9 protein-coding genes and 1 pseudogene are annotated in these 16,054 nt (G+C 44.2%); 4 read left to right on the top strand and 6 right to left on the bottom strand.

Annotation, left to right across the window (positions count from 1 at the left end):
* Positions 1-103: 103 nt before the first annotated feature.
* Both NDI34_RS24960 and NDI34_RS24955 read right to left on the bottom strand, forming a co-directional pair.
* The gene (locus tag NDI34_RS24960) at positions 104-439 is read right to left on the bottom strand and encodes a DUF3140 domain-containing protein (protein WP_348234144.1); all 336 of its coding nucleotides are present in this window, start codon (positions 437-439) and stop codon (positions 104-106) included.
* 9 nt (positions 440-448) lie between these two features.
* Positions 449-661, bottom strand: a complete 213-nt coding sequence (locus NDI34_RS24955) for a DUF2945 domain-containing protein (protein WP_190410242.1) — start codon at positions 659-661, stop codon at positions 449-451.
* 775 nt (positions 662-1,436) lie between these two features.
* Here NDI34_RS24955 and NDI34_RS24950 point away from each other — a divergent pair.
* From NDI34_RS24950 to NDI34_RS24935, 4 genes are all read left to right on the top strand, one after another.
* A complete protein-coding gene (locus NDI34_RS24950; RefSeq protein ID WP_190676845.1) occupies positions 1,437-2,894 on the top strand; it encodes a heme peroxidase family protein in 1,458 nt (485 codons plus the stop codon).
* A 365-nt stretch (positions 2,895-3,259) separates the two neighbouring features.
* Complete coding sequence (locus NDI34_RS24945; RefSeq protein WP_190524259.1) at positions 3,260-4,717, top strand: sensor histidine kinase; 1,458 nt, start codon at positions 3,260-3,262, stop codon at positions 4,715-4,717.
* Positions 4,710-5,156, top strand: coding sequence for a response regulator (locus NDI34_RS24940; protein ID WP_190410245.1), 447 nt, complete (start codon positions 4,710-4,712; stop codon positions 5,154-5,156). The genes NDI34_RS24945 and NDI34_RS24940 overlap by 8 nt, the downstream gene beginning before the upstream one ends.
* Positions 5,157-5,164: 8 nt before the next feature.
* The gene (locus NDI34_RS24935; protein WP_348234143.1) at positions 5,165-6,712 is read left to right on the top strand and encodes an ATP-binding protein; all 1,548 of its coding nucleotides are present in this window, start codon (positions 5,165-5,167) and stop codon (positions 6,710-6,712) included.
* 106 nt (positions 6,713-6,818) lie between these two features.
* Here the strand turns inward: NDI34_RS24935 and NDI34_RS24930 are convergent, their stop codons facing one another.
* The 4 genes and pseudogenes from NDI34_RS24930 to NDI34_RS24915 form a co-directional block, all read right to left on the bottom strand.
* On the bottom strand, positions 6,819-8,117 hold the full coding sequence (locus NDI34_RS24930) for a response regulator (RefSeq protein ID WP_348234142.1): 1,299 nt from the start codon (positions 8,115-8,117) through the stop codon (positions 6,819-6,821).
* Between the two features lie 179 nt (positions 8,118-8,296).
* Entirely contained in the window at positions 8,297-10,111 is a 1,815-nt protein-coding gene (locus NDI34_RS24925) for an EAL domain-containing protein (RefSeq protein WP_348234141.1), read from the bottom strand.
* A gap of 270 nt (positions 10,112-10,381) precedes the next feature.
* Complete coding sequence (locus NDI34_RS24920; protein ID WP_348234140.1) at positions 10,382-15,088, bottom strand: MHYT domain-containing protein; 4,707 nt, start codon at positions 15,086-15,088, stop codon at positions 10,382-10,384.
* Between the two features lie 860 nt (positions 15,089-15,948).
* Positions 15,949-16,054 (bottom strand): annotated as a pseudogene (locus NDI34_RS24915) (IS630 family transposase); the annotation flags it as partial.

Genomic DNA, 16,054 nt, shown 5'->3' with positions numbered 1-16,054 from the left:
GCAAGGGGGCATGGCGGCGGGAGTTGTCTCTTTCATTTATCACACCATAACGTGAAATGGTTGCCATGCCTGTATTATACCTTTTTAGAGTCTTGTTTTTCGTTTAAGCACCGTTAAGCGGATCGTGACCCCAATTCATCAGTGAGTAGCGCCAGCGCGTGTGTTCTATATCGCCTGACGGCTGCTGTGCGCTGTGGCGGTGGACGTAACTAATCACTTTCTTAAGGTGCGATATATCATCTTCGCTGTACTCATCCTTCTTCTTGTGCAACAGCTCGATGATACGCTTACCAGATTTGTGACCTGTTGATTCTTCCTCTCCATCCTTCTGCCCAACAGCTTTAGAATCTTCAGTTTTAAGCCAGGACTCAAGTTCCTGCGGAGTCATGTTAACAACGCTGTGAAACTCGTCGATGGCTGATTTCACATCATTATTCATAATTCAGCATTACTCCTCTTTCTTGAGGGATTCAGGCTTGTGAGCAGCTTCTTTCCCAGTTTTTTCGCTTTCAACTAGATACTCAGGATTATCTTTGGATGCGGCGACGTGGTGTCCTTTGATATCTGTGGGTGAAGTGAGTTTTTTCTTCACAGTGCCGCTGGTTTCACCTTGTGAGGTCTTCCATGTAACCTTGTCGCCTTTCTTTAATTGATCGCTCAAAGTTTGACTCCTGCTTAATATTTCTTTATCTACTAACTGTCACATTATGGTGGCTGATTTCCAGGGAGTAATCAGTCTGGTTGCAGATTAGCCGCCCGAAGTTTGCTACCACAAATATGCCTTTTGTAAGTGGTTGATTGCTAGGAAACTGATTACTTAATTGCAGAGTAAATTGCGCGATCGCAAGTGCGCCTAGATGCGAGTACAGCTCAATACATTAGTTAGTACTGAAATTTACCTGGTAGCGATCGCGCCCAATTGCTTGATTTTGCTAGCACAATATTAAAATTTTTTCAAGTCGCCCAATCGACTGACACCCAACTGAGTTACCAAAAATAAGCGACTGGCAAGAAACTTTCAGCAAAGGTTATATCTGTAAAGCAAAGAGATTTGGCTGGCAACCTGAAAATTAGTATCGGCTGCGAGCAGTACCATCTTCTTTTACGATTGCCGATTTAAATTGCCGAAATTAATTACTGTCTAATCTTTCACAATCTGCAATTTTAAATCGTCTAACTAGATACCAGTTTCATAAATCCCCTTTTTTTAAATTACTGATAAGTAGGGTAAATTCCAAATTTATTTTGAGGAATCCGAATTTTGCGACCTCTTCCTAAATCGATAATCAGATCGTGATTTTTCAAAAAACTTAGGCGATTAGAAACACTGAAATTCAATTTTGTGGAATCTGGACGCAAGAAAAACAGAAATTTCGATCGAGGTAGAGGTCAAAACCAGCGCCACATAAAACGGTAATCAACAAGGAGGAAACATAATGACTAGACACGGACAACTCTATCTAAGAGACCAAGTTCCACCTCGTTCCACTGCTTACGATCAAGGAAAATTTGGTCGGCTATTCCCGTCCTTACCTCCCTTTGCTAGCGACTCCAAATCAGTGCGCCAGAGGCTGATGGAGCTTGGGAAACCAGGCGGTTTGATGGATGCAGGAGACAATTTAAACTCAACAGACCCCGTACCTGGAAGTCCTAGCAACACCGATAACCCCAATATGACAGCAGGGTTCACTTTTTTGGGGCAGTTTCTAGATCATGATATGACCTTCGATTCCACCTCTAGCCTTGAGCGACAAAATGACCCGGAATCTATTGAAAATTTCCGAACGCCTTTCTTAGAGCTAGATAACGTTTATGGTTCGGGTCGTGCAGCCAGTCCTCACTTGTATGACAAAACAACGGGAGGCATCAAGTTCCTGATTGAGAAATTGGGTGGGGAAGGGTCGAAGGACGATCTCCCTCGAAATAGCCAAAATATGGCGCTCATCGGCGACCCAAGGAATGATGAGAACACGATTATTTCTCAGATGCAATTGGCATTTCTGAAATTCCACAATCATGTTGTGGATTACGTCATCGATAGTGGAATCAAAGATCCGAATGATGCATTCACCGAGGCACAGAAGCTAGTTCGCTGGCACTACCAGTGGATTATCGTGCATGAGTTCCTGCCCACAACCGTAGGACAGGATTTGGTGGATGACATTCTGAAAAAAGGTCGGCGGTTCTACAACTGGCGCAACCAGCCATTTATCCCAGTTGAGTTCTCGGTCGCTGCCTATCGCTTCGGTCACAGCCAAGTCAGACCGGGATACATCGCCAATCATGGCACTCAGGATATGCCAGAGTTTAGGGCACCAATTTTCAATTTCAGTTTAGACCCTAATCTTTGTGACCCGGATGACCTGCGCGGTGGCAAACGCGCACCCCGACGATTTGTTGACTGGGATACCTTCTTTGATTTCAAAAACGGAAAAGTCAAGCCCAACAAAAAGATCGATCCTAAACTCTCAAGTGCATTATTCACGCTGCCTTTTCCAGCACCCGGTTTGCCAGGACAAGAGGAGCCAATCCGGTCGCTCGCGCAGCGCAATCTGCTGCGTCACCTCACCTTCAGCTTGCCGTCTGGTCAGGATGTAGCCAGAGCGATGGAAATCGAGCCTCTGAGTCCATCCGATCTGCGCGACCTCAAAGATTTGGGATTCGACAAGCGAACACCCTTGTGGTTCTATATTTTGAAGGAAGCGGAGCTGAGAGCGCAAGGCAAGACACTGGGGCCTGTCGGCGGACGCATTGTTGCGGAGGTGTTCATCGGTCTGCTACAAGGCGATCGCAAATCCTATCTTCGGCAAGACCCCAAGTGGAAGCCAGTTTTAGGGCAAAAGCACGACTTCAAGATGGTTGACTTGTTAAAGTTTGCGGGACTCGCTCCATAAGGAACGACTGAGTGCTGAACGGCTAATTTTTGGATACGCGATCGCGCTTGTGCGTGCTGCCAATCTCTCACAAGCTACGCACGCAAGCAAAATCTATTCTCCACTAAGAGATAAGCGGTTGGATGAAAATCTGCCCGCTTTTTTTCTGTAGCAAGGTTTAGCGATTCGGGTCCGGCTTGTTCCCTACGTGGGTGTTGTTCAAATGAATCTATCGACTGCTAGATTTTTTTTAGTTGTTTATAGTATTTCTAGGTCATCTTCATCTGCTCAAAGAGATTGAGCCTTCGTTGGGACGGAAACTCAGTCGCTCCCTATTCCCAGCGTTGCCAATTGCACTAGTCAATCGCTCGAAAGAAAAAACAGGCATGAAAGAACCATCAGAAAAAATGGTTAGCGGTGGATTTACTCTGGCGCTGCTTTTGTTGTTTGGCGTCGGTGTCACCTTCTCCTGGAGCGTCCAAAGGCTGCTGAGTAACTCTAGATGGGTAGATCACACTTATCAAGTCCGGGAAGAGATCGAGCATACCCTTTCGGGAATCAACAGTGCCGAAAAAGCAAGGCGAGGCTACATCATCACGGGAAAAGACACTTACCTGATCAATTACCGGCAGGGCATTCAAGAAAGTAACCGGGGCTTTACAACCCTTCGGACATTAACGGCTGATAACCCTCTCCAACAGCAGAGGCTCGCTCTCCTCGAACCTCTGATTGCCGAAAAACTGAAGGGGCTGCAAGAATCCATTGAGCTGCGACAGCGGAATTTAGGAGAAGACAGGAACGCTCAAATTGCCTTTACCGATAGGAACTCAGCGATATACGAGAAAATTAAAGAGCTACTGGCTGCAATGCAAAAAGAAGAGCAAATGTTATTGCAGCGTCGCGCAGCGGCAACAAATAGAAGCGTTCGTTATACCATTCTGGTTGTTTGTATTGGCGGTTTGTTGAGTTTCAGCCTACTGATTGCAATTTACTTTCTGTTGCGAAAGCAAATTCGCGATCGCATCCTAGCAACCGAAAAACTTGCCCAGACAAACGCTGCTTTAGAAACTGAGATTGCGGAACGGTTAGAAGCAGAGCGGAAATTAGAGCAACTCACAACCAACTTGCAGCGCTCAAATCGAGAACTAGAGCAGTTTGCTTATGTAGCTTCCCATGATTTGCAAGAGCCATTACGGGCAGTGTCAGGTTATACCCAACTGTTAGTGCAGGAGTATCAAAACAGTCTGGATGAGTCTGCACAGGAATATATGGCTTATGTAATAGACGGTGCAACGCGGATGCAGCAGTTGATTCAAGACTTGCTCGCCTATTCCCGCGTCAGCACTCGCACTCAAGCATTTGTCTCCATTGATGGGGAGAAGGTGTTGCTTCAGGCGATAAACAATTTGCAAGTCGCGATCGCAGAAAGTAACGCCACCATCACCCACGACCCTCTGCCCCAAGTAAACGGTGACAAAACCCAATGGCTCCAGTTATTTCAAAATTTAATCGCCAACGCCATTAAGTTCCGCCGTGAGGAACCGCCCCAAGTTCACATTACAGCGGAGTTAAAAGATCGGGAATGGCTTTTTTCGGTACGTGATAATGGAATTGGTATCAAGCCACAGTATCTCGATCGCATTTTTGAGATATTCAAGCGTCTTCATACCCGTCGAGAGTTTCCTGGTACTGGCATTGGTCTGGCTATGTGCAAAAAAATTGTCGAGCGTCACGGTGGAAGCATCTGGGCCGAATCGCAACCAGGAGTAGGAACGACATTTTACTTTACCATTCCCCTCACGCCTGACCCTTCACTCTTAGAAGCCACGAACTCGCATGAATAGCCGCTATACCTTCCGATCCGTGGAAATTTTGCTGATTGAAGACTCTCCCAGCGATGCGAATTTAACTATCCGAGAATTTAAAAAAGCTAAGATTGCTAACAACCTCCACTGGGTTGAATATGGCGAGGCGGGAATGGAATTTCTGCGACAGGAAGGTGAATATGCCAATGCTCCACGTCCAGACCTGATTTTACTCGATCTCAATTTACCAGGGATGGATGGGCGAGAAGTCCTCATGGAAGTCAAATCAGACCCCGATCTTAAACGTATCCCAGTTGTCGTTCTCACCACCTCAGCCGATGAAGAGGATGTACTTAAGTCTTATAACCTCAGTGCCAACTGCTACGTAACGAAGCCGGTTGATATGCAGCAATTTATTCGGATTGTGCAATTGATCAATGATTTCTGGCTGGCAGCAGTAAGACTCCCACTAGAGTAACCCCAGTTATGTACAAAACGCCGATTCAAGTCCTCCTAGTGGAAGATAGCCCCAGCGATGCCAACTTGCTACGCCAACTGTTCTCGCGCTCAAATCAGGAGGGATGGCAATTAGTACACGTTGAGCGGCTGGGCGACGCAATTGATGCTTGTAGCGCTGATTCCTGGGATGTTGCTTTATTGGATCTTTCTCTTCCTGACTCGGATGGATTGGACACAGTGGCACAATTCCGGATAGCTGCACCAGATATCCCCATTGTGGTGCTGACCGGGTTTGATGATGAGGAACTTGCCCTACAAGCGGTGGCAACAGGGGCACAGGATTATCTCGTCAAAAATCAAATTACAATGCAATTGCTAGTGCGGACGATCCGCTACGCCATTGAACGCGGACAAATTCTCAAGCAGCTGCACGAAAGCGAACGACGCTTCCGAGGGATTTTTGAGCAGACATTTCAATTAATGGGGTTGTTGACACCACAAGGAAAGATCCTGGAAGTTAACCAAACAGTTCTTAACTTCAGCGGTCTTCAATTAGAAGATTATGTTGGTCACTTGATGTGGCAGACAAAATGTTGGAATTATTGCCAGGAAAGCCAGGATTGGTTGAAAAATGCGATCGCCTACGCCGCGAACGGTCATTTTGTCCGTCATGAGATCCAGGTACAGGGCGAACTGAATGTGATGCTGTGGATTGATTTTTCCTTAAAGCCCTTGACGGACGAAACGGGGAAAGTAGTGTTGCTGATTGTGGAAGGCAGAGATATTAGCGATCGCAAACTTGCAATGACAGAAATCCTCAAAGCCCTGGAACAGGAACGGGAACTCAATCAACTCAAATCAAACTTCGTTTCCATCGTTTCCCATGAGTTCCGCACTCCCATGACGACAATTCGGATGTCTGCGGAGTTACTTCGAGCCTACAATCAGAGCTTAACCGAACAGAAGAGAAATGAATACTTCGAGCGGATTGAAGGTGCCATCGGCAATATGCTCCACCTATTAGATGAGGTATTGATCTTGGGTCAAACTCAGGCAGGTGGACTTCAGTTTAAACCCGCACGACTCGATTTAGAAAAATTTTGCTGCGATCTCACAGCAACTTTACAAGCTAGTGCTACCAGACAGCACAACATTATCTTTACCTGTCTAGGAAAATGCGCCCAAGTTGAAATGGATGAAGTCTTGCTGCGGCATATCTTCACTAATTTACTTTCCAACGCGATTAAGTATTCTCCTCAAGGTGGCAATATCTACTTTGATTTAGTTTTCCAAAATGGAGAAGCTACTTTCCGCTTAAAAGATGAAGGAATTGGTATTCCTTTAAAAGATCAACAACATCTGTTTGAAACCTTCCATCGCTGTAGCAATGTAGGACCAATTCAAGGAACCGGATTAGGTCTTTCTATTGCCAAAATGTGTGTAGATTTACATCGGGGAGAGATTCAAGTAGAAAGTGAAGTCGGTATTGGCACAACATTTATCGTCACGTTGCCATTCAATCAGCCGTCGGGACGGTTTCCTCCACAGGAACACCATTTACATCACCAATCTTAAGAAATTTAAAAAATTTTGCTTGACATTTCGAGCCTCCAACCGAAGATAAATTGGTGACTAAAAAATTTGCGCGTAGCGTCTCTTCCGCTTTCGGCTTCGTTTAAGCCTATGTGGTCTTAACAAGATGTACTGGAATTTCAATCGTAAACTCTGCACCCTGTCCGGGGAATGAATGACACGACAGTTGACCTTTATGTTTTTCTACTATAATCTCATAAGTCGTCAATAACCCTAACCCGCTGCCTTGACCTATAGGCTTTGTCGTAAAAAATGGGTCGAATAAACGCGATCGCATTTCTTCAGCAATGCCAATTCCATTGTCTTTAATTCGGACAATTATCGTTTCCCAAGCACTAAACTCTGTAGTAATCCAAATTGTTGGGCTGGAAGATTCAGAAAAGTCTTGCCCAATCCTCAATTCTAGAGCATCTATAGCATTATTTAAAAGATTAAGAAAGGCCTGATTTAGCTGGCTAGCATAACAATTAACTAAAGGTAAATCTTCATATTTTTTGATCACCTGAATCTCCGGGCGTTTCCCTTCTCCTCTAAGTCGATGCTGCAACAATAATAAAGTGCTATTCAATCCTTCATGGATGTCTACAGCTTTAATATCTGATTCATTAAGGCGGGAGAAAATGCGTAAAGCCAGGAGCATTGTGCAGATTCGCTCTACACCCGTTTGCATTGAGCCTACAAGGTTTTGAATATCTGAATTCAGAAAATCTAGATCGATTTCTTGAATTGCTTTCTGAATGGAAAGAGTAGGCTTTGGGTACTCTTGTTGATAGATACGAACCAGATTTAGCAAGTCTTGAATATATTTGCGTGCTGGATCGAGATTGCCAGAAATAAAGCCAATAGAATTATTGATTTCGTGAGCCATTCCTGCGGCTAATTGACCCAACCCAAGCATTTTTTCTTTTTGAACCAGTTGTGCTTGAGCCTTCTTGAGATCGCCTAAGGCTTGTTGAAGTTGTGAGTTCTGATTTTTCAACTGAGTTTGAAGGCTTTGAATTGTTAGTTGATTTTGAATCCTCGCCAAAACCTCCTCAATTTGAAAAGGCTTAGTAATATAGTCTACACCCCCAACTTGAAAAGCTTTCACTTTATCTAAAACATCATCCAAAGCACTTAAAAAAATTACAGGTACAGAGGAAGTTTCAGTATCTTCCTTTAACCTTTCGCAAACTTCATAACCATTCATGCCCGACATATTAATATCTAACAAGATTAGATCCGGCTGAAGTGTCTTAACTGCGGTTAAAGCCATTTGACCATTAATCGATTTACGAACGTTATATCCCTTATCTAACAGCAGGGAAGATAAAAATCGAATATTGTCTGGTGTATCATCAACTATCAGGATATCGGCTTTGAAGGTATTTGCTAATTTGGAATCCATTGGGCTTTGAATTAAAAGAGTATCAAAATTGTTTACCTGCTTATTATCGCTGCATACCAAGTAGTTAATATTCGTAAAAAATTGATTGTTATTTTAGCTTTATTAACTATCTTTTTTAGTTTGGCTTTAACTGAATAAACCTAGCTTTATTAACATAAACTACACTTTCACCCTAAATATTATTGCTGTGTATCCGATACGATTAAGTTTGTTGCTTTTTTTCCCTCTACGGGTTTGGAAAATAGATATCCCTGTCCAAATTCACAATTTAAGTTTCTTAGCTGAGATAGCTGTTCGCCCGTCTCAATTCCTTCAGCAATTACACTCATATTTAGAGTTTGAGCAATCTTCATAATCGCCGGAATCAGTCCCAAACTATCTGTTTTTTCATCTAAATAACTAATAAAAGAACGGTCGATTTTGAGAGTATCAACAGGAAAATTATATAAATAACTCAGAGAAGAATACCCGGTACCAAAGTCATCAATACATAACTGAATCTTACGTTCTCGAAGTTGCTGAATAATCGCTTTTACAGATTGAGTATTATTCATCAGAACACTTTCTGTGATTTCTAACTTCAAGCTTTGAGGATTCAGTTGGGTTTCCGCGAGGATTTGGTCAATTTGCTCAATTAAATCTGGCTGAGCAAACTGCCGTGCTGAAAGATTGACACTCATAAATAGGGGATGATCGATCAGTTTTTCCTGATACCATTGCTGAAGCTGATAGCAAGCTTCCCGCAAAACCCAATTGCCTAGTTGGTTAATCAAACCTGTTTCTTCTGCTACAGGAATAAACAATCCAGGCGATACCATTCCTCGTTGAGAATGATCCCAGCGAACTAATGCTTCAAACCCAACAATTTTGCTGGTATCAAGGGCAATAATTGGCTGATAGTGGACAATGAATTCTTGTCGTTCGATGGCTCTACGCAAGTCATTTTCAAGCTGTAAAACTTGAATCACAGCATCGTGCATCTTTGGGTCAAAAATTTGGTATTGACCTTTTCCTAAGGTTTTGGCACGATACATTGCGATGTCTGCATCTCGCAATATATGTTCTGCTCGCTCGTAATTAGGATTGCTCATAGCAATTCCAACACTAGCGTTGATGAAAATTTCCTGTTTATTTATTTGAAACGGAGAAGCAAAAGATTGAAGGATTTGATCGGCGATAAGGAGTACACTGCTGATATTTCCAACGTCTGTCAAGATAATCGCAAATTCATCACCGCCCAACCGAGCCAAAGTATGATGTTGACTGAGTAATTTTTCTAAGCGACGAGCTAAATTAATTAACAGTTCGTTCCCAGCAAGATGACCGAGAGAATCATTGACTACTTTAAAGCGATCGCAATCAAGAAACAACACGGCAAACGCCTCTCCTGAATGTTCCTTGGTGCGTTTGAGAGCTTGTTCTAGACGCTCCATGAATAAAGCTCGATTGGGCAATCCTGTAAGATCGTCATAAAGTGCCATTTTTATGAGTTGTTCTTGAAGGAGCATCCGCTCGTTGATTTCTCGCCTCAGTTCTTGATTTGCTACTTCTAGCTGAAAAGTCCGCTCTTTAACTCGTTCTTCAAGTTGAGCATTTAGTTGTTGGTTTTGGATTTTCGCGGCTCTTAACTCTAGTTGATTCTGAACACGAGCTAAAACTTCTTCAAATTGAAAAGGTTTGGCAACATAATCTGCTCCGCCAACCGAAAAAGCTTTTACTTTATCAAAAGCCTCGCTGAGAGCGCTTAAGAAAATTACAGGAATTGCAGCAGTTTTTGGATCGGCTTTCAGTTTTTCACAAACTTCATAACCATCCATGCTAGGCATCATAATATCAAGCAAAATTAGATCGGGGATAACAGTTTGTATTGCTGTCAGTGCCATTTGCCCGCTTAATGCCTTGCGAATGGTATAGCCTTGCTTCATTAGCAGACCAGACAGAAAACGCAAGTTTTCAGGGGTGTCATCAACGATGAGAATATCTTCTTTTGCCATAACGAGGGAGAAATTATTTATTTCAATTCTTTCATCATCGATTTTGGAAAATTTGTTAGCTCAGAATATTATTTAAAAGTCATTTTTTCTATTTCCTGTTTGCAGTTAATGATAAAGGTTTAAAAAGTTTTGAACTAATTGATTGCAGCGCTAAATAGTATTTGACCACTTATTTTAGACATTCTGCAATCATCTTCCACAGGTGTGAGAGTAGAGGAAGGCAATGGGAAAAAACCTATTTGCCATCCTGCAACAAAATTTTTCAATATCCTACTCCTGCTGGGAATGTGATAGAAGAGGCGAAAAATTGAGGGAGGTTTGCTGTGAGTTTTTACCAGTAAGCTGTGTTTCAGTTGATTGAATTAATTTCATAATTTGCTCAAACTGAAAATTTTCGACCAAATTGGTCAAAGCATTTATAACAAACGAATTTTCTGGGGGAATTTCCTGAAGGAGCTGAAGGAGCAAGAAATCGCTGCCTTGGGAAGCTGCATAGTGTAGCTGTTGTATCCATTCAGAGGGCATAGTGAAAATCTGAAGGGGGATGTCAGAATCGGAAGTCTCTGGTAAATTTTCCTTCCTGCTTTCGGTGGGTAATGCTTCCTCCTCATAGAGATATTGCACCCCTAGATATTTATTCATTTTAAAGAGTAGTTCCTCTTCTCGAAAAGGTTTACGCACGAAGTCATCGCATCCCGCTGACAAGATAATTTGTCTGTCTTCTTCAAAAACGCTGGCAGTTAGGGCAATAATTATGGTTGCCTCACCTTTTAAGGAAGCTCTAATTTTTTTGGTAGCTTCATAGCCGTTCATCACAGGCATCCGCATATCCATCCAGATTAGATGGGGTTCCCAACTCTCCCAAATTGCCACAGCTTCTTGACCATTTTCAGCTTCTTGCACCTCAAAGCCCAAGTAAGTAAGAAGCTTAACTAGGAGGAGACGATTTGTGGGCTTATCCTCCACAACTAGAACACGATAGATGGGTTGGTCAGGAGCTAAACCAATAACTTTTTTATAGATAGATTGGGATGTTTCAATCTCCATCTGCTCAACCAAACCTGCCTGAATGTCAAAGGTAAATTTGGCTCCCTGACCTGGATGACTACTGACTGCGATCGCTCCTCCCCCCATCAGTTGGACAAACTTTTGACTGATCGGTAAACCCAAACCCGTACCTTGACAGGACTTCAGCCCAACTGAGGTTTGTCCAAAAGCTTCAAATAACCGATCGAATTCATTTGGGTCAATACCGGGGCCAGTATCTTCCACTTCAAAGAGCAGGCGGATAAAAGGCACAGGTGAGGAGTCTGCTTGTTCCCCAACACTCCTGCTTTCCGCCTCTCCTTCCTCCCCTGTAACGCGCAGGGTTACGCTCCCTTTGTCAGTAAATTTGATGGCATTACCGAGAAGGTTAATCAAGACCTGACGCAGCTTACTTTCGTCGGTTCTGACGTACTGGGGGACAGCAGCCGTGCATTCAAAGTTAAGCAAGAGTCCTTTGCTTGTGGCTTTGAGTTGTAGCATCTGTTCAAGACTATTGAGCAGACAATACAGGTCAAAGTCATTTTCATGTAGCGTGACTCGCCCTGCCTCGATTTTAGCCATCTCTAAAACATCATTAATCAATGCCAGCAGATGATCGCCACTGCGACTGATGATCTCCAGGTATTTCTGATGTTCGGCAGATAGGGAGGTATCAAGGCTCATCAATTGGGTAAAACCAAGGATGGCATTGAGGGGTGTCCTTAGTTCGTGGCTCATATTGGCAAGAAATTCGCTTTTAGCACTGTTCGCAGCATCGGCGGCTTCCTTGGCGATCATCAATTCAATTGACTGCTGTTGAGTTCGCGCTAGCAATTCTGCCTGTTGGATCGCAACGCCTAACTGTGCCCCAATTTGAACAACCATCTTGATTTCTGCCTCTTGCCATTGGCGAGAACCGGAATTTTGGTAAGTTGCTAGCAAGCCCCACAGTTGATTGCTATGGAAAATCGGAACAATGATATAAGCTCGTGCTTGAAAGCGCTCCAACAGTTCTAGGTAACAAGCGTCAAATCCAGCTTGGTAGATGTCTGGGACACAACGATAACTGGTTCCTTGGCGATAAGTCCCGCCTTGCTTTGCTTGCAAATAAGTATCTTGGATTGGCTCCTCTGCACTTCCCAAAGTTTTGCCAGCACAACCCACCTGGTTAACGGCAACCTTGGGCAGCTGAGATTGATGAATTTGTTCGGGAACTAGCAAATTCCAACCTTCTGCTACCGACTCCGATACAAAATCCCCGCTCCAGTCGGGATGGAAACGATAGAGACCAACGCGATCGCAATTAATCGCATGGCGTAATTCTTCAGTCGTAGCGCTAAAAATTTTGTCAATTTCTAAGGTTTGGCGCATTCGCTGAATCACGAATGCGATCGCTTTTTCCCGTTCTGCACTCTCCCGTAATGCGGCTTGTGCGGCTTGACGTGCCTGGGTCCCTGCAATGAATTCGTTGACTAATTTAAGCCAATTAATTTCTTCTTGACTCCAGACTTTGGAAGAGCTTATGGCATCCAAACCCATAAAACCGACAACCGTACCAGCGTAAAGCGTCGGAACGGCAAGCCGAGACTGGATGCACTGGAGTTCCGTCAAGGTTGGTTTGGCGGCTAAGGGTGGGCGTTCGGCAGGAAATTGAACCGTTTTGCCACTCAAAAGTTGGTTGTGAACCCAGTGATGATTTTCAACGGGTAAACCTTGAAACCGCTCGATCGCTGGCTGAATGCCAAAGCCGCACCACTCGTGGGTCATATTCCAGCCGTTTTGGCGATCGGAGTAATCAAACAGGTAAGTGCGATCGCACCCCAAAAACTCGCCAACGGCTTGCAGCGTGAAAGCGATCGCAGTATCTAAGTTTTCGTCAATCAGCATCCCAGAAATCCGGCTCAAGCAACTGTCCATCGCTGCTCGTTTTGTCAGCAATTCCTCCGCTAAGTTCCGCTCCAGCTCGGCTCCCGCTCTGGCAACAAAAATTTTCATAACCATTTCTTTGCCAGGATCGTGAGCCATTGGCTGCACATCCAACACCGCCAAATTGCCAATTGTATTGCCAGCCGAGTCTCTTAACGGAATTCCCCAGTAGCTTTGTGCGCCTAACTTCTCTAACGCTTGGAAGTCAGGAAAAAGTTCTTGTACCTCGGATGGATAAAAACCGCTCGTTCCCTTCAAGACGTTTTCGCAAGGACTACCCGCCAAGTCGTACTCGAAATTTTCGCCAAAGCCCTCACCCGTCCAGAATGCCAAAGTTCGCACTCTAGTTTCAGTATCATCTGCAAATTGACCGACTACAGCGTAGCGGACTCCCAAAACTTGGGCAAGATAGCGGACACAAGAGCGAAAGAATTCATTGCCAGTTGCAGAAGCTGTTCCCTCAACCATTAATTGCAGTGCTTCTTCCCTCTGCTTGCGATCGGTAATATCCGTATGGGAACCTGCTATGCGATAGGCTGTGCCAGTTTCATCCCACAATGCCACGCCACGGGTAAGCATCCAGCGCCAGCTGCCATCTTTATGAGATGCCCGAAACTCTACCTCGTAGTTGGGGATTTTCTTCGCTAAATAGGCAAGCATCACCGCTAACACTCGCTCTGAGTCTTCTGGGTGCAGAACTTGGTTGAAAGTCTCGATGCTATTCGGAATTTCTAAGTCTTCATAGCCCAACATACTTTTCCAGCGAGGCGACAGATATACATAATTTGCTGGAATATTCCAATCCCAAATCCCGCCATTAACTCCTTCTACCGCTAAAGCAAATCGTTCTTCACTTTGCCGGAGTGCGGCTTCCGCTTGCTTTTGGTTCGTAATATTGCTGAGGGTACAAACAATTCGCTCTACACTCCCATCCTCTGCTAGTTGCGGGTCGGCATTTACTAGCAGCCATCGTTGATTATGGCTCTCAGGATGGTCGATTCTCACGACAATATTATGAATCGGTTGGCGCTGGGCAATGCTGGACTGCACGGGTAGCTCTGGCGTTGGGAAGGGTGTACCATCTTCTTGCTGCAACAGCCAATTTGCACCAAATACCTGATGCGATAAATCTTCTGCGTTGAGATTGAGGAGATTAATTGCAGCTTGATTGTAGGTGAGAATTTCGGCATTAGCATTGAGCAGTAATACTCCTACCTGCATTTCTCGGATCAGCATCCGAAAGCGGTTCTCACTTTCCTGTAACGCTTGCTCTCGAACTAACTGCGCTGTTAAACGCCGATCGAATAGAGAGGTTAATAGGGCTAGGCTCAAAATGAACAAGGTAGCAATCCCGATAGCGATCGCTAACCAAGACTGAGTGATGGGGGGAGACGGCTCTAGTGGAAAGACTTTGTGAGGAGTAAAGTGAGTCGCCCACATTCCCGTGTAGTGCATCCCACTGATGGCAATTCCCATTAGGAGAGCGCTGCCGAATTTCTGCCACAGCAGACCTTTTAAGGATTGCTCTTGTAGCCGAAATGCCAGCCAAAGCGCGGCAAAAGAAGCAATGATAGCGATCGCTACCGATAGGCTCACCAATCTCCAGTCATACTCAATCGTCGCCTGAACTTGCATGGCTGCCATCCCTGTGTAGTGCATCCATGCAATGGCAATTCCCATACAAACTCCACCGCCGATGACCAGCGGGATTGAAACAGCGCGACTCAGCAGCCACAAAGCAATGCTTGAGGCAAGAATCGCGCACATCAGGGAGAACAGGGTGATCCACACATCGTAATTGACAGACTGTGGCAATTGGAAAGCCAGCATAGCAATGAAATGCATTGACCAAATTCCAGTTCCCATTGCCCCTGCTCCACCCAGAAGCCAGCGCCATCGTCCCCGTTCCACAGCAGACCGCACTCGTCCGGCTAAGTCTAGGGCTGTATAAGAGGCAATTACCGCGATCGCAAAAGAAAGGATTACTAAACCTAGGTTATAAGTGCCAGCCATTGCGCTATGCATATCTTTTTCAATGTCGCGGATTTCTAAAAATCAATCGATATAAAAAAGTTTTTCAGCGAAAGGAATGCATTTGTGAATGGCTTCCTTAATCTCGCCCCACGAGTTTTTTTGAACTTACAAGTCCCGTTTCGATTCCTACCAACCCCCACATAATGGCAGGCATAGCCTATCGCATTCGCGCTGCTACAAAACGGTAGAAAAAGGAGGGGAAATATAGTCAAAGTTCCCCTTGAAAAATGAGATTTAGGGGAACCTCCGTGTAAGTCGTATCGAATTAGGTCGCCGAAAGAAAGAACTTCCTCTGTGTTTAGACCAATCAGTAAACATTGCCCGAATCGGACAATTAAATTTTTTTGAGAATTTGCTTTAAAATCCGTAAGTTTGTACTTGATTTTTTTGATTTCATAAGATAGTACTTCAACTAAAGCGTTGGATAGAGACCGTATAAAGTTCTGTCAACTACCTAAACTAGCATTCTTTAATTAAATATGCCTTATTAAGAATCACTTACAGATAGGCGCTAACCTTATTGCTTTAAGCGATTCGTTTACAAGCCGCGCAAACAAAGGATTTCAGCAGTTTTCCCAACTCAAGCAAATAAATTACTAAGTATAATTCCCTACTTTTCCTACTTTTCCTACTTGCTGTTTGGGTCGAATATAATCATCTATCAAAGGTCAAGGGTTGCGATCGCGCTTGCGATTTGAGGAAGAGGTGAAGGGATGCGATCGCTCTTTTTCCAGCCGCTTTGCTAACACACTCTCTATCTCAAGGTTATTATGCAGTTGATACAATATCGCTAGATTAGCTGGCGAGAGGTGAAAAATGCCAACAGTTCAAGTTGAAGTACAACTAAGTGCTTAAGCAAAATTAATTACATATTCGGTTCCGACTTTTTTTAGCACATTTTTGACATACTTTACTAAACTTTTCCAGTCCCGATAAGCCTCTATCTCTATCCATTCA

The sequence above is a fragment of the Trichocoleus sp. DQ-U1 genome (assembly GCF_039961925.1).
Classification (GTDB): Bacteria; Cyanobacteriota; Cyanobacteriia; order Cyanobacteriales; family FACHB-T130; genus FACHB-T130.
Note: the sequence above shows the minus strand (reverse complement) of the source record. Positions and strands in the feature narration are given on the sequence as shown.